Consider the following 21,390-nt stretch of genomic DNA (forward strand, 5'->3'; position numbering starts at 1 on the left):
AACCTAGCCGCGCGCGCGCAGGATTTCGTCCACCAGCGTTTCGGCGCCAAGGCTGGCGCGGAAATGCGCCTCCACATGGGTGCGGCCTGCGGCGCTGAACCCTTCGGCGCTGGCGGGATTCTGCGCCAGTTCGCGGATGGCGCGGGCCAAGGCCGAAGGATCGCGCGGCGGCACCAGCTTGCCGGTATGGCCATCGTCGATCAGTTCGCGCACGCCGCCCGCATCGGTGCCTATGGTGGGCACGCCGCAGGACATCGCCTCCATATAGGCGACCCCCAGCGGTTCATGCCACGAGGCCAGCACGAACACATGCGCCTCCAGCAGCTTGGCCTTCACCGCCTGCGCATCGAGCGCGCCCAGCAGTTTGACGTGATCCTGCAGCCGCAGCTTGCGCAGATGCGTTTCCAGATCCTGCCGGAATCCGGTGCCGCCCGCGTCATCCTCTCCGGCGATTTCCAGCCGCACGTCCACGCCCTGATCCAGAAGCTGCCGCACCGCCGACATCAGATCCTGATGCCCCTTCACCGCGTTCAGCCGCCCGCAGGAGAAAATCCGCAGCGGCCTGCCCTTTTCGGGCGGCTGATAGGGGGTGGTGCGGCGCAGATCCTCGGTATCCACGCCCATGGGCCGCACCACCAGCCGGGGCGGCAGCGCGCCCGACAGCTGCTGCTGCACCTCCTCCATTAGCAGATGGGTGATGACGGTGGCAAATTCGGCGCCCTGCCATTTTACCCGCTGGCCGGGGCCGTAATCCGACAGCGGCCCGTGCAGGGTCAGCGAATAGGGCCGCCCGCCCAGCCGACGTGCCAGCGCCGCGATCAGCGCCGCGCGCCCGCAGCTATGGACATGGATATGGTCGAGCCGTTCCGCTGCGGCATGACGGTTCAGCGCCTCGGCGGCGGAGAGCGTGACGGCGACATCCTGCGCGAATCGCCGCCCCTCGCGCCAGATCTGCCCGGGCAGGCCGCGCGGCAGCAGCCGGGCCAGCGTGGCGGTGGCGGCGATCAGCCGGACCTCGCCCAGATAGGTGGTGCGGGCGATGGCTTCCTGCGACCAGCTGTGCGCGATCAGCCCTTCCGGGGGCATCCGCGTGGACAGCAGATGCACCTCATGACCCATCGCCTCCAGCGCAAGAACTTCGCGCCAGAAGAAGATATGGGTCTGCCCCGGGAATTGAGGCACCAGATATCCGATCCGCAGCTGCGGCGACACGCATCCCCCCGCTTTCAGCCCATCTTGTCCGGTCGTAGATGGCATTTGCATTGAACTCTACGCCATTTCATTCTTTGGCCACAGTTTGCTGGCAGCAGCGACGCTTGCCGGACAGGAAAATTCGCAGGTGTGGCTACATTGGTACGGATCATGGATGCGCAGCGCGACCCCGACAACAGTCCCGCCCTGTCGGTGATCCTGCCCGCCAGCAACGAAGCGGCGCTGATCGGGCGCTGCCTGTCGGCGCTGCTTGGCTCGGTCTGGACCCATCCCCGCCCGCCCGAGGTGATCGTCATCGCCAATGGCTGCCGGGACGATACCGCCGCCCGCGCCCGCGCGCTGATCCCCGGCTTTGCCGCACGCGGCTGGCCGCTGCGGGTGATCGACCGGGCCGAGGGCGGCAAGCTCGCCGCGCTGGATGCGGGCGACGCCGTGGCGCGGGGCGGGGTGCGGGTCTATCTTGATGCCGATGTCACGGTGGATCCGGCGCTGCTGACGCAGCTTTGTGACGCGCTGGCGGGGCCTGCGCCGCGCTATGCCAGCGGGCGGCTGCACATTACCGCCAAGGGTGCTGTGTCGCGCGCCTATGCGCGGCTGTGGCGCCGCGTGCCCTTCATGGCCCAAGGCGTGCCGGGCTGCGGGGTCTTTGCCGTCAACGCGGCGGGGCGGGCGCGCTGGGGCGGCTTTCCCGACATCATCTCCGACGATACCTTCGTGCGGCTGTGTTTTGCGCCGCAGGAACGTGTCGCCGTGGCGGCCCCCTATGACTGGCCCATCGCCGAGGGGTTTGGCGCGCTGGTCCGGGTGCGGCGCAGGCAGGATGCGGGCGTGGCCGAAATCGCGCGCCGCTTCCCCGACCTTCTGCGCAACGAGGACAAGCTGCCGCTGTCGCGCCGTGGCCTGCTGGGGCTGGCCTTGCGCGACCCTGCGGGCTTTGCCGTCTACGCGGGCGTGGCGCTGATGGTGCGGCTGCGCCCGCCCGCCCAGGACTGGAGCCGAAGCCGATGATCCCCGCCCTCTGGCAGCGCCTGAACGGCAGTTCGCTGATGGCCCGCGCGCTGCGGTCGTCGATGCTGACGGTGGGCGGGTTTGGCGCGGCGCAGGTGATGCGGCTCGCCTCGAACCTGATCCTGACGCGGCTGCTGTTCCCCGAAGCCTTTGGCCTGATGGCGCTGGTGTCGGTGTTCATGATGGGCCTGCAGCAGTTTTCCGACGTGGGTGTGACCCCCGCCATCCTGCAGAGCCGTCGCGGCGACGAGCGGGATTTCCTCAACACCGCATGGACGATTCAGGCGGTGCGCGGCGCGGGCCTGTGGCTGCTGGCCTGCGCGCTGGCATGGCCCATGGCGTGGATCTATGACGAACCGCAGCTGCTGCATCTGCTGCCGGTGGCCAGCCTGACGCTGCTGATCCTCGGGTTCAAGCCGACGCGGATGGACACGGCGAACCGGCATCTGCTGCTGGGCCGGGTCACGCTGCTGGATCTGGCGACGCAGGGCGCAGGGATTCTCAGCGCGGTGATCCTTGCATGGCTGACGGGGTCGGTCTGGGCGCTGGTGGCAAGCGGCATTCTCAGCGCGCTGATCGAGGTGCTGATCAATTCGCGCTTCCTGCCCGGGCTGCGCAACAGCTTCCGCTGGGAGCCCGCCGCCGCGCAGGAGCTGATCCATTTCGGCAAATGGATCTTTCTGGCCACGGTCTGCGGCTTCTTCTTCAGTCAGGCGGACAAGATCCTGATGGGGAAATACCTGCCTCTTGATCATTTCGGCATCTACAACATCGGCTATTTCCTTGCCTCCTTCCCGATGCTGCTGGGATCCATGGTCACGCGGCGCATCCTCATTCCCATCTACCGTGAAACGCCCCCCACGCGGAGCCGCGCCAATTTCCTGCGGCTGCGGCGGATGCGGTTTGCCGTCACGGCGCCGCTGCTGCTGCTGGTCACCACCTTTGCGGTGATGGGCGACTGGCTGGTGGATGTGATGTATGACGACCGCTATCTGGCGGCGGGAGCGGTGGCGGTGATCGTCGCCTGCATGCAAATGCCGCAGATCATCGTGCAGACTTACGATCAGGCGGCGCTGGCCGCAGGCGACAGCCGCAGCTTTTTTGTGCTGGCGGCGGCGCGGGCGGTGCTGATGGTGGGCAGCATCCTTGTCGGGCTGGAAACCGCCGGATTCATCGGCGCGCTGTTCGGCTATGGCGCGGCCTTCCTGCTGGCCTATCCGGTGGTGGTCTGGCTGGCGCGGCGCATGGGCGCGTGGGATCCGCTGCACGATCTGGTCTTTGCCGGGCTGGGCGCGGGCTGCGCCGCCTTCGCCATGTGGATCAACTGGGAGTCGATCCGCTACCTGTCGCTGCTGGGCCAGTAACGGCCCGTTCCGGAATCGCGACAATTTCCTTTCAAATTGCTACTGTCGCCGATGCGATGACAATCGCGGTGTGAGTCCGGGGAATTGAGGCGGTGATGGGTCGAATATCTCGAAACCGCCGCATTTGCTCCCCATTTTTCCTTTACGGCTCGTCAAGGCCGAAACGGCAGGATCAGGGTCATGACGCAAGTTTTTCAGCACGATTCGGATGAGACGGACATCGCCATTGTCGGAATGGCGGCCCATCTTCCCGGCGCTGCGGATATCGACGCTTATTGGCAGATGCTGCGCGAGGGGCGCCGCGCCATCCGCCGGTTGAGTGATGACGAGCTGCTTGCCGCCGGAGAGGATCCGGGCCTGATCCGCCACAAGGATTACGTGCCCTTCGCCGCGCCGCTGGACGGGTTCGAGATGTTCGATGCCGAGTTTTTCGGCTTCGCCCCCAAGGATGCCGCGATCATGGATCCGCAGCACCGGCAGTTTCTGGAAACCGCATGGGAGGCGCTGGAAAACGCGGGCCACGTGCCGGAAAACTTCGACGGGCGCGTCGGCGTCTTCGCGGGCTGCGGCATGGGCAGCTATTTCTATTTCAACCTCTGCTCCAACCCGGATCTGGTGGAAAGCACCGGCATGTTCCTGCTGCGCCATACCGGCAATGACAAGGATTTCATGACCACGCGGCTGAGCCATGTGCTGGATCTGCAGGGCCCGTCGATCAACGTGCAGACCGCCTGTTCCACCTCGCTGGTGGCCACGCATATGGCCGCACAGGCGCTGCTGAACGGCGAATGCGACATGGCGCTGGCGGGCGGGGTGACGGTGGAACTGCCGCAGGGCCGGGGCTACCTGTATAAGGAAAACGAGATCCTGTCGCCCGACGGCGAATGCCATGCCTTCGACCACCGCGCGCAGGGCACGGTCTTTGGCTCTGGCGCCGGGGTGGTGGTGCTGCGGCGGCTGGCCGATGCGCGGGCCGATGGCGACCATGTCTGGGCGGTCATCAAGGGGTCGGCGGTCAACAATGACGGCGCGCAGAAGGCGGGCTATCTGGCGCCTTCGGTCGACGGGCAGGCCCGAGCCATCGCCGAGGCGCAGGCGGTGGCGGGGGTCACCTCTGAAACCGTGGATTACGTCGAATGCCACGGCACCGGCACCTATCTGGGCGACCCGATCGAGGTGGCGGCGCTGACGCAGGCCTTTGCCGAAACCGGGCGCGCGCGGCAGCATTGCCGCATCGGCTCGGTCAAGACCAATATCGGCCATCTGGACACGGCGGCGGGGGTGGCAAGCCTCATCAAGGCCTCGCTGGCGCTGCATCACCGCGAAATGCCGCCCAGTCTGGGATATGAGGCGCCCAACCCCGCCATCGATTTCGACCATTCGCCGTTTCTGGTGAATGACCGGCTGACGCCTTGGGTCCGGCAGGGCCATCCGCGCCGCGCCGGGGTCAATTCGCTGGGCGTGGGCGGCACCAATGCCCATGTCGTGCTGGAAGAGGCGGCGGCACGTCCCGCGTCCGAGGCCAGCGACTGGCCCTTCCAGATCCTCACCCTGTCCGGGCGCAGCAAGGCCGCGCTGGAGGACAATGCCGCGCGCCTCGCCGCGCATCTGCGCGCCCATCCCGACCTGCCGCTGGCCGATGTCGCCTACACGCTGAAAGAGGGCCGCCGCGCCTTTGAAAAGCGCCGCATCGTGGTGGCCGACAGCGCCATGGATGCCGCCCGCCTGCTGGAGCAGGACAACCCCCGCCGCGTGCACAGCCATACCGCGCTGGACCGGCCCGATGTGGTGTTCCTGTTCCCCGGCGGCGGCGCGCAATATGCCGGAATGGCCCGCGATCTTTACGAGACAGAGCCGGTCTTTGCCGAATGGATGGATCGCGGGCTGGAGGTGCTGGCGGGGCTGACGGATCGCGACATGCGCGCGCTCTGGCTGCCGCAGCCGCAGGACCGCGCCGAGGCAGAGGCGGCGCTGGCGCAGCCCTCCCTGCAGCTGCCGCTGATCATGCTGACGGAATATGCGCTGGCGCAGCTGTGGATCAGCTGGGGGGTCACGCCCGCCGCGCTGTGCGGGCACAGCATGGGCGAAAACACCGCCGCCTGTCTGGCCGGGGTGCTGAGCTTTGAAGACTGCATCGGCCTTGTGCATCTGCGCGGGCAGCTTTTTGACACCGTGCCTTCGGGCGGGATGCTGTCGGTGGCGCTGCCTGCGGACAGGCTGCTGCCGCATCTGGGGGCGGATCTGGATCTGGCCGCCGTCAACGCGCCGGATCTGTCGGTGGCCTCGGGGCCGCGCGCCGCGCTGGATGCGCTGGAAACCCGGCTGCGCGACATGGGCGTGGACTGCCAGCGCATCGCCATCGACATTGCCGCGCACAGCCGGATGCTTGAGCCGATCCTTGCGCCGTTCCGCGCCTACCTGCGCGGCATCCCGCTGTCGCCGCCGCAGATCCCGCTGATGTCGAACCGCACCGGCATCCTGATGACCGCCGAACAGGCCACCGATCCCGATTACTGGGTCGAACATCTGCGCGGCACCGTGCTGTTTGACGCCTGCATCGGCACGCTGGCCGACACGCCCAACCGCATCTATCTGGAGGTGGGGCCGGGCAAGGCGCTGTCCTCGCTCGCGCGGCAGAACGGCAAGGTGCCGGGGCAGCAGGTGCTGTCCTCGCTGCGCCATCCCGACGAGGAGATCGCCGACGACCGCTACATGTTCGAGGTGCTGGGCCGGCTCTGGGCGCTGGGCGCCGAGATCGACTGGCCGCAGATCTGGGGCGAGGCGCGGCGCAACCGCGTGGTGCTGCCCAGCTATGCTTTCCAGCGCAGCCCCTATTTCATCGCCCCCGGCAAGGCGCAGGGGGATGTGGGGCCGCAGTTCTTGATGCGCAGCGACGATGTGGCGGGCTGGGGCTGGCATCCGGTCTGGCGTCCCCGCGCCCCCGCGCTGGAGCTTGACCTGCCCGCCGCGCTGAAGGCCGCGCTGCAGACATGGCTGATGTTCATGGACGAGACGGGGCTTGCCAGCCGCGCCGCCGCCCGGCTGCGCGCGGCGGGCCATACGGTGATCGAGGTGCGGCCCGGCGACGCCTTCTCCCGGCTGTCCGACACCTCCTATGTCGTTGCACCGGAACGCGGGCGCGAGGGATATGACCTGCTGCTGCAGGATCTGGCGCAGCAGGGCCATGTGCCCACCCGCATCGCGCAGTTCTGGCTGGTGACGGAGGGCGAGCATCACCGCCCCGGATCCAGCTTCTTTCACCGCATTCAGGAACAGGGCTTCTATGCGCTGCTTTTCTTGGCGCAGGCCCTGGCCGAGGAAAACTTGCCGCGCCCGCTGCATGTCACCGTGCTGACCACCGGTGCCGCCCGCGTCGCGGAAGAGCCGCTGCCCTATCCCGCCAAGGCGACGGTGGCAGGCCCGGCCCGGGTCATTCCGCGCGAACTGCCCGGGGTCACGGTGTCGACGCTGGATCTGCAACTGCCCGGTCCGGTCGCGGCGGGGCTGTTCGGGCGGGCCCGGGCCGAGGCCGCGCGGGAGGCGGCGCTGGACCATCTCACCGATCAGGTGCTGGAGGAGCTGCTGGCCGAACCGGGCACAGACATTGCCGCCCTGCGCGGGCCGCGCCGCTATGCCCGGGCGATGAAACCCGTGACCCTGCCCGCGCCTCTGGCCCTGCCCGAAGGCGGCACATGGCTGCTTACGGGGGGCTTTGGCGGCATTGGCCTCTCCATCGCGCAGGATCTGGCGCGGCGCGGCGCCACTCTGGTGCTGGTGGCGCGGCAGGCGCTGCCCGACCGGGCGCAATGGGACGATTACCTGATGCGCCATGCGCCGCAGGACGGACTCGCCCGCCGTATCCGCGCGGTGACGGCGCTGGAACAGGAGGGCGCAACGGTGCGGGTGGCTGCCGCCGATGTCTGCGTCAAAAGCCAGATGTCCCGCCTGCGCGCACAGGTCGAGGCGGAGTTTGGCCGCATCACCGGCGTGATCCATGGCGCGGGGGTCATCGCCGATGGTCCGCTGCTGACCAAGACCCCCGCCAGCATCGAAGATGTGTTCACGCCCAAGATCCACGGCACCGACGTGCTGCAGGAGGTGTTTCCCGATGGCGCGGTCGACTGGCTGGTGCTGTTCTCCTCCTCCTCCACCGTCACCGCCCCGGCGGGGCAGGTGGATTACGTTGCCGCCAATGACTACCTCAACGCCGTGGCACAGGCGCGGGCGGGCGGACAGACCCGGGTGATCGCGCTCAACTGGGGCATCTGGGCCGAGGTGGGCATGGCCGCCGAAGCCGTGGCCGCCCGACTGGGCGAGGTGCCGGAGGCGCCGGTGGTGCCCGCAGGCGTGCCGCTGCTGGATCACGCCAGCTTTGACGCGCAGGGCAACCGGATGTTCACCGCGCGCTACACCACCGAAGACTGGGTGATCGGCGAACACCGCACCCGCGCGGGCGATGCGCTGCTGCCCGGCACCGGCTCGCTGACGCTGGCCGCCCATGCCCTGCACGCGCAGGGCGAAGACGGACCGTTCGAAATTCGCGACCTGACCTTCCTGCGCCCGCTGCGGGTGGCCGAAGGGGCGGGGCGCGACATCCGGCTGCGGCTGGCCCGCCGCGCCGAAGGCTATGGCTTTGATCTGCTGGCCGACTGCACGCTGGGCGGGCGGCGCGGCTTCTGCCTGACCGCGCAGGCCACGCTGGCGCTGCTGCCGCTGTCCCGGCCCGAACCGCTGGATCTGGCCGCGATCCGCGCCCGCTGCGGCGTGCCGCTGCGCGCCGCAGCGGGGCAGAAACTGACCGCCGCGCAGGAGGTGCAGCTGGCCTTTGGTCCGCGCTGGAAGGTGCTGGATGCCCGCGCGCTGGGGCAGGGCGAAGGCATCGCCGATCTGTCGCTGCCGCCTGCCGCCGCAGGCGATGGCTGCCTGCTGCATCCCGCGCTGCTGGACATCGCCACCGGCTGGGCGATGGATCTGATCGCGGGCTGGCAGCCCACGCATCTGTGGGTGCCGGTGTCTTATGCGCGGGTCCGGGTACATGCACCGCTGCCCCCGCGCATCGTCAGCTGGGTGCGCAATGCCGCCGACAACCGCGCGGGCGCCGACACCGCCAGCTTTGACGTGACGCTCTGCGATGCCGAAGGCGCGGTGCTGGTCGAAATCTCTGGCTTTACCATCCACAGGCTCGCCAGCCCCGATCTGCTGCAGGCCACGCCCCGGCTGACCGCCGCCGAGGTGGAATTTGACGGGCCCGGTGCCACGCAGCCGCTCTCTGCCGCCGAGGAACGGCTGGCGCACAACCTGTCGCAGGGCATCCGCCCCGCCGAAGGGGTCGACGCTTTTGCCCGGGTGCTGAACCTTGGTCTGCCGCAGGTGGTGGTGTCGTCGATGGATCTGGATCAGCTGGTGCGCCAGACCACCGCCAGCAGCGCCGAACGCGGCGAGGGGCAAAGCTTTGACCGACCGCAGCTTGACGGGGAATATGTGGCGCCGGAGACCGATATCGAACGCAGGCTGGCCGGGTTCTGGCAGGATCTGCTGGGGGTGCAGAATGTCGGAGTCGAGGACAGTTTCTTCGATCTGGGCGGGCACAGCCTGATCGCGGTGCGGCTGTTCGCCATGGTCAAGAAGACGTGGCGGATCGAATTTCCGATCTCCGTGCTGTTCGAGGCGCCGACCATCCGCACATGTGCCGCGCTGATCGCCGAACGCACCGGACAGGGCGCCGAGGATGCGCCGGAGGCTGCGGCGCCGCGCGCGCCGGAACGGCGCTTCCGCCATCTGGTCGCCATGCATGACGGCGAAGGCGGGGCGCGGCGGCCCTTCTTCCTTGTGGCGGGGATGTTCGGCAACGTGCTGAACCTGCGCCATCTGGCGCATCTGCTGGGCGCGGACCGGCCGTTTTACGGGGTGCAGGCGCGCGGGCTTTACGGCGGCGAGGCGCCGCATGACAGCATCGAAGACGCGGCGCGCGATTACATCGCCGAGATGCGGCAGGTGCAGCCGCACGGGCCTTATATGGTCGGCGGGTTTTCCGGGGGCGGCATCACCGCCTATGAGATCGCGCATCAGCTGGAAGCAGCGGGCGAGGAGGTGGCGCTCTGCGTGCTGCTAGACACGCCGCTGCCGCAGCGCCGCGCGCTCGACCGCCGCGACCGCCTGCTGATCCAGATGCAGGAACTGCGCGCCAAGGGTGTGGGCTATCCGCTGATCTGGGCGCGCAACCGGATCGCTTGGGAAATCGCGAAGCGGCGGCAGCGGCAGGACACGGCCACCGAACACAGCTTCCACAATGCCGAGATCGAGGCGGCGTTCCTGCAGGCCGTGGCGCGGTATCAGGTCCGGCCCTGGGACGGGCGGCTGGTGCTTTACCGTCCGCCGCTGATGGGCAAATGGACCGTGGCGGGCGGGCGGCGGGTCAGTTCCGAACGCGCCTATGTGCTGCCGGACAATGACTGGGGGCAGCATGTCCCGCATGTGGAGGTGCACGAAGTGCCCGGAGATCACGATTCCATGGTGCTGGAGCCCAATGTCCGCGTGCTCGCCGCGCTGCTGCGCGAGGCGATCGCCGGGGCAGAGGCCGTGACGCTGGGCAGCACCGTGCTGCCCTTCCCGGGGCGGAGTGCGGCGGAATGAGCCGGTCCCCCCGCCTGCTGGTGGTGCTGCTGAACTGGCGCACGCCCGATATGACCCTGCGCGCGGCGGAATCGGCGCTGGTCGCGATGCGCCATCTGCGGGCAGAGCTGGTGATCGTCGACAATGACAGCGGCGATGGCAGTTTCGAAAAGATCGCCAAAGGCTTGCAGGCGCCATGGGCCAAGGCGGCGCCGGTGCGGCTGATCCAGTCGGGGCGCAATGGCGGCTTTGGCGCGGGCAACAACGTAGGGATCCGCGCCGGGCTGTCGGACGGGTCGTGCCCCGACTACGTCTATATCCTGAACTCCGACGCCTTTCCGGCGCCCGATGCCATCCGCCTGCTGCTGGGCCATCTGGAACGCCACCCCGAAGCGGGATTCGCCGGAAGCTACATCCATGGCGAAGATGGCGTGCCGCATATCACGGCCTTCCGCTTTCCCTCGGTCGCGTCGGAGTTCGAGGGTGCGGCGCGGTTTGGTCCCATCACCCGGCTGCTGCGCGAACATGTCGTGCCGCTGCCGCTGCCGCGTGGCACCACGCGGGTGGACTGGCTGGCGGGTGCCTCGCTGATGATGCGGCATTCGGTGCTGGACCGCATCGGATTGTTCGACGAGACGTTTTTTCTGTATTTCGAGGAAACCGATCTCTGCCTGCGCGCCGCCCGTGCCGGGTTCGAAACCCATTATGTCCGCGCCAGCGAGGTGCTGCATATCGGGTCGGTCTCCACGGGCATGAAGCGATGGACGCGGGTGCCGGGCTTCTGGCTGGACAGCCGCTGGCATTATTTCAGCAAGAATCACGGGCGGGGCGGGGCCGTTCTGGCGACGCTGGCGCATGGGGCGGGGGGGCTGCTGTGGCGGGCGCGCCGCCTGCTGCAGCGCAAGCCGAGGGTCGACCCGCCGCGGTTCCTGCGTGACCTGATTTCGCATGACCTGTCCGCGCTGACCCGGCCCCTGCCCGGCGTGCGCGAAACCCCGGCCCCCCGCGACGCTGCCGTCGCGCAGGCGGCCAGAGCGGAGTAGTTTCAGATGGCCAAGTTTACCGCCGTCCTGATCGGCAACGAATCCCTGCTGGTGCAATGCGCCGAAAAGCTGCTGGCGGCGGGCAACCGCATCGCCGCCGTGGTCACGCGCAACCGCGATGTCGCCGCTTGGGCAGCGGGGCGCGGGCTGGACGTGCAGCCGCCGGGCCGCGATCTGGCGCAGCGGCTGGTGGCGCCCTTCGACTGGCTGCTGTCGATCTCCAACCTCGACATCCTGCCCGCCGAGGTGCTGGCCCTGCCCGCGCGCGGGGCGGTGAATTTCCACGATGGTCCGCTGCCGCGCCATGCCGGGCTGAACGCCCCGGTCTGGGCGCTGATCGAGGGCGAAACCCGGCACGGCATCACATGGCACATGATCGAAGGCGGCGTGGACGAGGGCGATCTGCTGGTGTCGCGCGGCTTTGACATCACCGCCAGCGACACCGCGCTGACGCTGAACACCAAGGCCTATGAGGCGGCGATCGACAGTTTCCCCGAACTGCTGCTGCAGCTGGAAAACGGGCTGCGCCGGGTGCCGCAGGACCTGACGCGGCGCAGCTATCACGCGCTGGCCGACCGGCCTTCGGCGCATGGGCTGCTGGATTTCAGCCGCCCGGCGGCGGATCTGGAACGGCTGGTGCGGGCGCTGGATCATGGCGGCTATGCCAATCCGCTCGCCGCGCCCAAGATCCGGGCGCAGGGCCGCATCTGGCTGGTGGGCCGCGCGCAGGTGGTCGAAGCTGCGGGCGCGCCCGGCCAGATCCTTGAGGCCACCGACGATCATCTGACCGTGGCCTGCGGCACTGCTGCGCTGCGGCTGTCGCAGATCACCCATCGCTGCGGTGCGCCCGCGCGGGTGGCGCAGGTGGGGCGCCGGGGGGGCCAGCTGGACGTGCCCGATGCGCCGGAGCGCGCGGCGCTGGACGACCGCATCCGCGCCATCGCCCCGCACGAAGCCTTCTGGCGGCGGCGTCTGGTGCAGCTGCGCGGGTTCGAGATTCCGGGGCTGGGCAAAACCTCGGGCAAGATCGTGCAGCGCCCGCTGGCGATCTGTGCCGCACTTGATGCCTCGGCGGTGGTGGCGGCCTTTGCGGCGCGGCATGACGAACATGGCGACTGCGATCTCGCCTTTGCCGACGAAAGGCTGCGCGATCTGGCGCAGGGCGGGCTGATCGAGCCTTGGGTGCCGCTGCGGGTGGACATGCAGGGCGACATGCAGGGACTGGCCGCGCGCACCGAATCCCGTATCGCCGAAGTGCAGCGGCATCTGGGCTTTGCGCTGGATCTGCCGGCGCGGGCGCCGGATCTGACCGCGCCGCCGCCGGTGCCGCAGCTGGGCCTGAGCTTTGGCGCGGGGCCGATCCCCGGTGTTGCCGTGACGGTGGAACTGACCTGCCCCACCGCCACGCTTTACGTCGATACCGGGCGCCTGCCCGAAGCGCAGGCGGATCTGATCGCCGCCCGGCTGGAACTGATGGGCACGGAAAGCCATGCGCAGTCGGCTGTGGCCAGCCTGCCGGTGCTGCCCGCGGCAGAGCGCGATCTGGTGCTGCGCCAGCACAATGCCTCGGCGCAGGATCATGACCGCAGCCTGACCATGCAGGCCGCGTTTCAGGCACAGGTGGCGCGCACGCCCGATGCCGTGGCGCTGGTCTTCGAAGGTCAGAGCCTCAGCTATGCCGAACTGGACGCGCGGGCCAACCGCGCTGCACAGGTGCTGCGCCAGATGGGCGTGGGCCCCGGCCGGGTGGCGGGGCTGTTCTGCCGCCGCTCCGTCGATCTGATGGTGGGGGCCTTGGGCATCCTCAAGGCGGGGGGCGCCTATCTGCCGATGGATCCGGCCTATCCCGCCGACCGGCTGCAGCATTTCCTGACCGACAGCGCGGCATCGGTGATCGTGACACAGGCGGGGCTGGTGGATCATCTGCCCGACCACGCCGCGCAGCTTCTGGTGCTGGATGCCGATCCCCGGCTGGGACAGGCACCCGACACCCCCCCGGAGCAGACCAGCGGGCCGGAGGGCATCGCCTATCTGATCTATACCAGCGGCTCGACCGGCCTGCCCAAGGGCGTGATGGTGGAACACCGCAACGTGGTGAATTTCTACCTTGGGATGGATGCGCATGTGCCGCAGGATCCGCCGGGCACATGGCTGGCCGTCACCAGCCTCAGCTTCGACATTTCGGTGCTGGAGCTGTTCTACACCACCGCGCGCGGCTTCAAGGTGGTGCTGACCTCGGACGAGGACCGCACGCTGATCTCTGGCGGGGCCACCACGCTCGCCGAGGGCGAGATGGGCTTTTCGCTGTATTACTGGGGCAATGACGATGGCGCGGGGCGCGACAAATACCGCCTGCTGCTGGAAGGCGCGCAGTTTGCCGACCGCAACGGCTTCTGCGCGGTCTGGACGCCGGAGCGGCATTTCCACGCCTTTGGCGGCCCCTATCCGAATCCCAGCGTGACCGGCGCCGCCGTGGCGGCGGTGACCAAAACCCTGTCGGTGCGGGCGGGGTCCGTCGTCTCGCCGCTGCACCACCCCGCCCGCATCGCCGAAGAATGGGCGGTGATCGACAACCTGACCAATGGCCGCTCGGGGCTGGCGCTGGCGTCGGGCTGGCAGCCGGATGATTTTGTGCTGCGCCCGGAAAACACGCCCCCCGCCAACAAGGCGGCGGTGCTCGACAGTCTGGACCAGATCCGCAGGCTGTGGCGGGGCGAACCGGTGGCCTTTCCGCGCAAGGACGGAACGCTGTTTGACGTGGTGACCCAGCCGCGCCCGGTGTCGCGCGACCTGCCGGTCTGGCTGACCGTGGCGGGCAATCCGCAGACATGGAAAGACGCAGGCCGCCATGGCTGCAACGTACTGACCCATCTGCTGGGCCAGAGCATCGATGATGTGGCCGCGATGATCCGGCTTTACCACGCGGCGCTGCGCGAGGCGGGGCATGATCCGGCGCAGTTCACCGTGACGCTGATGCTGCACAGCTACATCGCCCCCACCCGGGACGAGGCGCGCGAGACCGCGCGCGGCCCCATGCGCGAATATCTGCGCGCCGCCGCCGCGCTGATCAAGCAATACGCCTGGGCTTTCCCGGCGTTCAAACGCCCGCAGGGGGTCAACAACGCCTTCGATCTGGATCTGGAGATCCTGACGCCCGACGATCTGGAGGCCATCCTCGATTTCGCCTTTGAACGCTATTTCACCGAAAGCGGCCTTTTCGGCACGGTCGAGGATGCGCTGGAGCGGGTGGAGCAGCTCAAGCGCATCGGCGTGGGCGAAATCGCCTGTCTGATCGATTATGGCATCCCGGTGGATCAGGTGCTGGAGGGGCTCAGACCCTTGGCCGAGGTGGTGAAGCGCGCCAACCGCGCCCCGGATCTTGCGCCGGACGATTTTTCCATCGCGGCGCAGATCCTGCGCCACGGGGTCACGCATCTGCAATGCACCCCCTCCATGGCGCGGATGATCGCCATGAATGACGAGGCGCGTTATGCGCTGTCCCGGGTGCGGCATCTGTTCCTTGGCGGTGAACCGCTGCCCGGCGCGCTGGTGGAAGAGTTTGCCCGCATCACCCCGGCCCGCCTGACCAACATGTATGGCCCCACCGAAACCACCATCTGGTCCTCGACCGAGGTGGCGGCGGCAGGGGATGAGGGCGTGGTGAACATCGGCCGCCCCTTGGCCAACCAGCAGCTTTACGTGCTGGACGAGGCGCGGCAGCCGGTGGGCGTGGGTCTGCCCGGCGAGCTGTGGATCGGCGGCGAGGGCGTGACGCGCGGCTACTGGAACCGCCCCGATCTGACGGCGGAACGCTTCCTGCCCAACCCGTTCCATGGCGGGCGGATGTATCGCACCGGCGATCTGGTGCGCCGCCGCATGGACGGGCGCATCGACTTTATCGGGCGCGTCGACCATCAGGTGAAGCTGCGCGGCTTCCGCATCGAGCTGGGCGAGATCGAGGCGGTGCTGGAGGCGCAGCCGGGGATTTCTCAGGCGGTGGTCATGGCGCGGGAAGATACGCCCGGCGACCTGCGGCTGGTGGGCTATTACACCGCCCCCGAGCCGGTGAGCGAGGCGGCGCTGAAATCCGCCATGGGCGCGGCGCTGCCCGCCTTCATGGTGCCCGCGCATCTGATGCGGGTCGACGCCTTTCCGCTGACCCCCAACAAGAAGGTGGACCGCAAGGCGCTGCCCGCGCCACTGGCCCGCCGCGCCCCGCCTCTGGCCGCGCCCAAGGCCGCGGCAGCGGCGCCGGTCACGGCGCAGGGCTCGGCCCGGCTGCAGGCGCAGATCGCCGGAATCTGGAGCGCGGTTCTGGGCGTGCAGGACATTTCCGGGCGCGACAGCTTCTTCGATCTGGGCGGGCATTCGCTGCTGGCGGTGCAGGCGCACCGGTCGATCCGCGACGATCTGGGGGCGAAGGGTCTGTCGATCACCGACATCTTCCGCTTCCCGGTGCTGGAGGATCTGACGGCGCGGGTGGCGGCCTTGGTCAGTCCCGCTCCGGTCGCGGCGCAGACCGAAGCCGCGCCGCCTGCCGCCGACCGCGCGCAGACGCGCAGCGAGGCCATGGCGCGGCGGCGGGCGATGCGGGCGCGGCGCAGTGCCTGACCTTGCCGCCCTGCAGGCGCTGGCCGCCATGGTGGACTGGCCCGAAGGCGTGGTCTGGGCCGTCTCCGGCCCGGTCGATCCTGCCGGATTGTTTCCCGTGGAACGGCAGGCCATCGCCCGTGCCGTGCCGTCGCGGCAGGCAGAATTTGCCGGGGGCCGGGGTGCGGCGCGGGCGGCGCTGGCGCAGCTTGGCCTGCCGCCGCAGCCGATCCCCAAGGGCGCGGACCGCGCCCCGGTCTGGCCCGAGGGGGTGGTGGCCAGCCTGAGCCATACGGCGGGGCTGTGTCTGGCGGTGGCGGCGCGGGCGCGGGACTGGCGCGGGCTGGGGGTGGATCTGGAACGCGCGCTGCCGCTTGACCCAGGGCTGGTGCCAACCATCGCCAGCCCGGCGGAACTGGACCGGCTGGCGCCGCTGGAGCCGGGGCTTGCCGCGCTGCATGTGTTTGGCGCCAAGGAGGCCGCCTATAAGGCGCAGTATCCGCTGACCCGCAGTCTTTTCGGCTTTGCGGCGATGGAGGCGCTGCTGCCCGATGCCGGGCTGCGCATGGTCGCGGCCACGGGGCTGGGACAGGGGGCCAAGCTGCCGATGCGGCAATGGCGCAACGGGGGTCTGCTGCTGTCGCTCTGCGCGCTGCCGCAGATCAACCGGGACGACTTTGCCGGTCGCGGATACGAAGTGTTTCCTTGCGGGCTGACGGAGCCGGATGGCCGCAAGGTGAAAGTTTGACTAGAATATGTCTCAAAGGCGGCAAGGCCCGTCCGGGGTGGACAGGACTGTCGTGCCCCGAACGGTCGGGCCGCCACAAGCGGGAGAAGTGATGTGACCCAGTTCCAGTCTTTTGAGGAAATCCTTGCCGCGCTGCGTCGCCGCATGGTGCTGATCCTGCTTGTTACCCTGCTGGGCTGCGGCCTGTCGGTGGCCTTCGCCCTGCAGCAGCAGAAGATGTATGAGGCCACCGCCGTGGTGCAGATCGAAGAGGGGCAGGTCAGCGAGGCGCCCAGCAGTCCCGGCGTGGCGGGGGATGACGCCTCGCGCAAGGTGCAGCTGATCGAACAGCGGCTGATGTCCCGCGACAACCTGCTGCGCATCATGGACACGCATCAGCTGTTCACCGAGGATCCGGCGATGCCGCTGAACCAGCGCGTGTCGCTGATGCGCGAGGCGGCGCGGATCGAGGAAATTCGCCCCGCTCCGATCAGCTATCAGGCGGTGCCGCAGGGGCCTTCGGGCATCCTGATCACCGTCCGGCTTAGCGATGCGCAGAAGGCGGCGGATGTCGCCAACGAACTGATGACAACGGTGATCGAGGAATCGCGCAGCCGCAGCGTGATCCGTGCCCGCGAGACGCTGAGCTTCTTTGAAAGCGAGGCGACGCGGGTCGCGGCGGAGATGGACGCGATGACCGCCCAGATCGCCGCCTTCAAGCAGGCCAATGCCGAGGCGCTGCCCTCGGGCGTGGGGGCGCTGCGCGATCAGCTGGGCTCGCTGGAGGACAGCGCGCTGGAGATCGACCGCGAGATCGTCGCCGCCGAAGGCAATTCCGCCCGCGTCCGCGAAGAGGTGCAGGCCCGGCAGCTGGCGCTGCTGCGCGAACAGAAACAGCTGATCGACACCCGCATGGCGCAGATCGAAGAGACCATCCGCCGCGGCCCCGAGGTGGAACGCACGCTGAGCGGCATGGAACGCGACCTGACCCAGCTGCAGGACCAGTATAGCGTCATCACCCGCCGCCGCGCCGAGGCCGAGATGGGCCAGATGCTGGAAACCCGCCAGCAGGCCGACCGGTTCGAGGTGCTGGAAGCCGCGCTGGTGCCCGAGGTGCCGTCCAGCCAGAGCCGTCAGAAGCTGGCGCTGATGGGGGGCGTGGCCAGCCTGATGGCGGGGCTGTTCGCGGGGGTCGTGGCCGAGCTGATGAATCCGGTGATCCGCAACGCCGCGCAGCTGGAACGCGCGACGGGCGTGCAGGCGGTGGTGTCCATCCCCGTGGTCAAGACGCGCGGCGACCGCCGCCGCCGCGGGCTGGGCATTGTCGCGGGGCTTCTGGGGCTGGCGGCGCTGCTTTGGGGGGTGCTGCGCGTGGCGGGAGCATGGCTGCCGCAGGGGCTGCTGGACCGGATTCTGCCGCGCGCCTCCGCCTGAGGCGCGCGAGGCTCAGTAGCTGTATTTGCCGAGATTGGTGCCTTCGGCCTTGTTGAGGATCATCCCCAGCAGCGGGGTCTGGTCGCCAAGCCGGCGTTCGACCTCGCGGATTTCCTTTTCGGTGCTCAGCCCGCCGCCGATGACCAGCAGCACGCCGTCGAACTGTGCGCGAAAGGCCATCACGTCGTCGAAGTATAGCGCGGGCGGCAGGTCGAACAGCATGACATCGGGCTTCAGCCGCTCCTGCAGCGCCGCCAGTGCGGTGGCGGTGCCGGGATCCTGCAGCAGTTCCGCCGGATAGGATTCCGGGATGTGGTTGAAGCCGAAGGCAAGGTTGGGTCCGGCATGGAAGCTGTTCGGCCCCATCCGCAGCAGATGCTGCTCTGCCGGGACGCGCCCGCGCAGCATGTCGCCCATCGAGCCCGGCGTCTTGACCCCCATCACCTTGTGCAGGCTGGGGCGGCGCAGGTCGCAGTCCAGCAGCACGGTGCGCAGCGCCTCCTGCCGGGACAGGCTGATGGCCAGATTGGCGGCGGTGAAGGTCTTGCCGCAGTCCTTGGTGGGCGAGGTGATGGCGACCCGCGACCAGCCGCGTTCGGCCAGCGTCTGCACCAGCTTGGTGCGCAGGATGTCAAAGGCGGTATGGGCCGGATCCTCGCGCCGTGCGGTGACGATGCGGTGCCGGTCGAGATGCGCCAGATCCACCGGAAAGGGCGTCAGCGCCGACCAGCGCTGGTCGGTGCCGGGGATGGGGGCGGAAGCGGCATCGGCCTCCACCTGCGCCCGGGCGTTTTCCGCCTCGCGTGCCGCCCTCGCCTCTGCCGCAGCTTTGGCGCGGGTCCGGGCGGCGGCTTCCGCCTGACGCCGCTGCTCCTCTGCCTCGGCGTCGGCCTGCGCCGCAGCTTCGGCGCTGCGGCGCTGGTCTTCGGCGGCGGCCTCTGCCTCGCGCTGGGCCTCTGCCTGCGCCTGTGCCTTGAGCAGAGCCTCGGCCTGCGGGTCGGGCCGGGGCGTGGGGGCCGGGGTGTCTTCGGGGCGGTTGCGGCGGCGGAAGGGGCGGCGTTCGGACATGGTCATGCCCCCGCCGGTCCGGCCTGACCGGGTGCCGCGCAATATCTCTGTCTGTGGTGACCGGTATGCCGTGCCATGTCCGCCATCTGCCTGTCTGCCCGAGTTCGGATCCGGTCTTGCGGATCCCGTTATGTCCTTTTGCCCAGATAAACGCAGGATTCTGTCAGGAATAAGGTGGTTTCTGGGGGGATTGTTCTCAATCCGTGTCCCGCCGCCGCCTCAGAACCCGAACAGATCCGCCTGAGCGATGGCCCGGTCGACAAAGCGCGTGCGGTCGGCCTCGGGCGTCCAGTCCAGCATCTGCTTGGGCTTGTCGATGATGAAGGGCGAAAAATGCGCCCGGCTTTTCCAGTCCGCCAGCGAGGGGCGCGTGACCCCGTGCTGGCGCAGGGCGTATTTCTTCAGCACCGATTTTACCGCATCCGCCGCGTAAAAGGCGGTGAGATTGCCGGAGCTGACCCGGATCCGCGCCCCCAGCACCTCGTGGATCGCGTCGAAATAGTCGCGCGCGGTCAGCAACGGCTCGCCCACAAGGTTGAAGCTTTGCCCGTTGGCCGAAGGCCGCGCCGCCATGCGCACCAGCCCGTCCACGACATCGTCAATCAGCACGAAGGGCAGGATGTTCTGCCCCGGCCCCCAGATGCGCACCGCCCCGGCACCATGCCAGCGCCCGATGCCCCAGTGCTGCAGCGGTCCGCCATGGCCCACCACGATGCCGGGGCGCGCGATGGTCAGCGGCAGCCCCCGGTCGCGATGCAGCGCCATCAGCTGCCGCTCGCATTCCGCCTTGGACCGGGCATAAAGGTTGCGGTCGCTCATATCCGCCGCGAAGGGCGTGGATTCGGTGATCGGCACTTCGGGGCGGGACATGTCGAAGCTGGCGATGGTGCCGGTATAGATCAGCCGTTTCACCCCGGCCTTCTGGCAGGCCATGCCGACGCGGGTGGCGACGCCCACATCGTTGACCAGCGCCTCGGCCCATGTCTTTTCCAGCGAGCGCGCAAGGTTGAAGACCACGTCCACCCCCTGCATCGCGTGGGTCAGCGCCTCCAGATCGTGGAGGTTCAGCGCCACGGTTTCCACCTGATCGGGCAGGTCGGGGAAGGGGCCGCGCCGTCCGCGCGACAGCACGCGCACGTCATGGCCATCCGCCACCAGCCTGCGGGTCAGCGCCCGCCCGATAAAGCCGGTGCCGCCGATCACCAGCGCGCTGGGGCGGGCGGGCCGGGTCTGCACGGCGGGGGCCTTCACCTCCAGCACCGAGGCGGGCAGCAGGGCGATGGCCTGGTCCAGCGCCTCCATCACCGCCACGGCGCTGTCGCCGGAAAAGCGCGGATCGGAGGGCCTGCCTTGGGAAATGGCGCCATAGACGGCAGCGGTCATGCCGCGAAAGCTTTGGCCATAGGGGTTCTGCTGGTTCAGCGACCGGGTCTGGATCGCGGCGTTGCGCGCGCCCACCCGCAGATGCTGCCAGCCCAGATCCAGCTGTTTGCGCAGAGGGTTGAGGATGAGGTCAGAGGCGTTTTCCCGTTCCACCATCAGCGTGTCGGCGGCATAGTCCAGCCGCGCCCGCCCCGAGGATCCGCGCAGCACCACCGACCGGTCATCGACGGTTTCCACCATCGACAGCGTAAAGCTCAGATCGACCCCGCCCGCGCGGGCATAGATGCGGAAGCCCTGCGGGCGCTGGTCGCCGCCGGGCAGGACGACGGGCTTGCTGGCGGAGGCGAACAGGATCTCGGGCGGGCCGAACAGATCGACGGCAAAGGCCATCAGATGCGGCCCCAGTTCCAGCAGCAGGTTGCGGGGTTCGCGCAGCAGCCACAGGCTGTAAGGGCCGGAGCGCAGCGGCGCCAGCGGCAGCGCCCATGTAAAATCGGCGGCGGAGATCCGGCCATACTCTCCGGCCTGCATCGCGGCCTTCATCCGCTGATAGGTGGTCAGGCCAAGGAAGTTGTGCCCGGCATGGAACAGCTTGCCCGCCGCCCGCGCCACGTCGCGGATGGCACGGGTCTGGTCGGCACTGGTGGCGACCGGCTTTTCCACCAGAACATGCAGCCCGGCCTTCAGGCATTGCTGGGCCAGCGCGGCATGGGGGTTGGGCGGGGTCAGCACATGCACCGCGTCGCAGCTGCCGCTGTTGATCAGCGCCTCGACCGAGGTGAAGGCCATCAGCCCATGCGCTTCGGCGAAGCCGCGCGCGGCGGGTTCGGAAATGTCGCAGATCGCCTGCAGCTGGACACCGGGCGTGGCGCGCAGCGCCTCGGCATGCCAGCTTGCGATATATCCGGCGCCGATCAGACCGACGCGAACAGGAAGTGTCATCCGGCGC

Annotated in this window: 10 protein-coding genes; 7 read left to right on the forward strand and 3 right to left on the reverse strand. The window is 68.9% G+C overall.

The features are described from left to right. Nucleotides 1-3 precede the first annotated feature (3 nt). The gene (gene epsE / locus VK682_RS02615) at nucleotides 4-1,200 is read right to left on the reverse strand and encodes an exopolysaccharide biosynthesis GT4 family glycosyltransferase EpsE (RefSeq protein WP_324781393.1); all 1,197 of its coding nucleotides are present in this window, start codon (nucleotides 1,198-1,200) and stop codon (nucleotides 4-6) included. Nucleotides 1,201-1,362: 162 nt separating this feature from the next. Between epsE and VK682_RS02620 the strand changes: the two genes are divergently transcribed. From VK682_RS02620 to VK682_RS02650, 7 genes are all read left to right on the forward strand, one after another. Beyond that, the gene (locus tag VK682_RS02620) at nucleotides 1,363-2,220 is read left to right on the forward strand and encodes a glycosyltransferase family 2 protein (RefSeq protein ID WP_324781394.1); all 858 of its coding nucleotides are present in this window, start codon (nucleotides 1,363-1,365) and stop codon (nucleotides 2,218-2,220) included. After that, a complete protein-coding gene (locus VK682_RS02625; RefSeq protein ID WP_089847641.1) occupies nucleotides 2,217-3,584 on the forward strand; it encodes an oligosaccharide flippase family protein in 1,368 nt (455 codons plus the stop codon). Before VK682_RS02620 ends, VK682_RS02625 begins: the two co-directional genes overlap by 4 nt. A 180-nt stretch (nucleotides 3,585-3,764) precedes the next feature. Then, entirely contained in the window at nucleotides 3,765-10,217 is a 6,453-nt protein-coding gene (locus tag VK682_RS02630; protein WP_324781380.1) for a type I polyketide synthase, read from the forward strand. Beyond that, nucleotides 10,214-11,239 carry a glycosyltransferase family 2 protein gene (locus VK682_RS02635; RefSeq protein ID WP_230795009.1) on the forward strand — a complete coding sequence of 342 codons (1,026 nt, stop codon included), beginning with the start codon at nucleotides 10,214-10,216 and terminating at the stop codon, nucleotides 11,237-11,239. The genes VK682_RS02630 and VK682_RS02635 overlap by 4 nt, the downstream gene beginning before the upstream one ends. Before the next feature lie 6 nt (nucleotides 11,240-11,245). Then, nucleotides 11,246-15,850, forward strand: coding sequence for a MupA/Atu3671 family FMN-dependent luciferase-like monooxygenase (locus tag VK682_RS02640; RefSeq protein ID WP_230795010.1), 4,605 nt, complete (start codon nucleotides 11,246-11,248; stop codon nucleotides 15,848-15,850). Further along, nucleotides 15,843-16,577, forward strand: coding sequence for a 4'-phosphopantetheinyl transferase family protein (locus VK682_RS02645; RefSeq protein ID WP_324781381.1), 735 nt, complete (start codon nucleotides 15,843-15,845; stop codon nucleotides 16,575-16,577). Before VK682_RS02640 ends, VK682_RS02645 begins: the two co-directional genes overlap by 8 nt. A gap of 93 nt (nucleotides 16,578-16,670) precedes the next feature. After that, nucleotides 16,671-17,990, forward strand: coding sequence for a GumC family protein (locus tag VK682_RS02650; RefSeq protein ID WP_230795014.1), 1,320 nt, complete (start codon nucleotides 16,671-16,673; stop codon nucleotides 17,988-17,990). Between the two features lie 12 nt (nucleotides 17,991-18,002). Here the strand turns inward: VK682_RS02650 and VK682_RS02655 are convergent, their stop codons facing one another. Next, nucleotides 18,003-19,064, reverse strand: coding sequence for a CpsD/CapB family tyrosine-protein kinase (locus VK682_RS02655; RefSeq protein ID WP_230795015.1), 1,062 nt, complete (start codon nucleotides 19,062-19,064; stop codon nucleotides 18,003-18,005). Nucleotides 19,065-19,277: 213 nt separating this feature from the next. After that, nucleotides 19,278-21,383 carry an NAD-dependent epimerase/dehydratase family protein gene (locus tag VK682_RS02660; protein WP_324781382.1) on the reverse strand — a complete coding sequence of 702 codons (2,106 nt, stop codon included), beginning with the start codon at nucleotides 21,381-21,383 and terminating at the stop codon, nucleotides 19,278-19,280. Between the last annotated feature and the right edge of the window lie 7 nt (nucleotides 21,384-21,390).

The sequence above is a fragment of the Salipiger marinus genome (genome assembly GCF_035481585.1).
Classification (GTDB): domain Bacteria; phylum Pseudomonadota; class Alphaproteobacteria; order Rhodobacterales; family Rhodobacteraceae; genus Salipiger; species Salipiger marinus.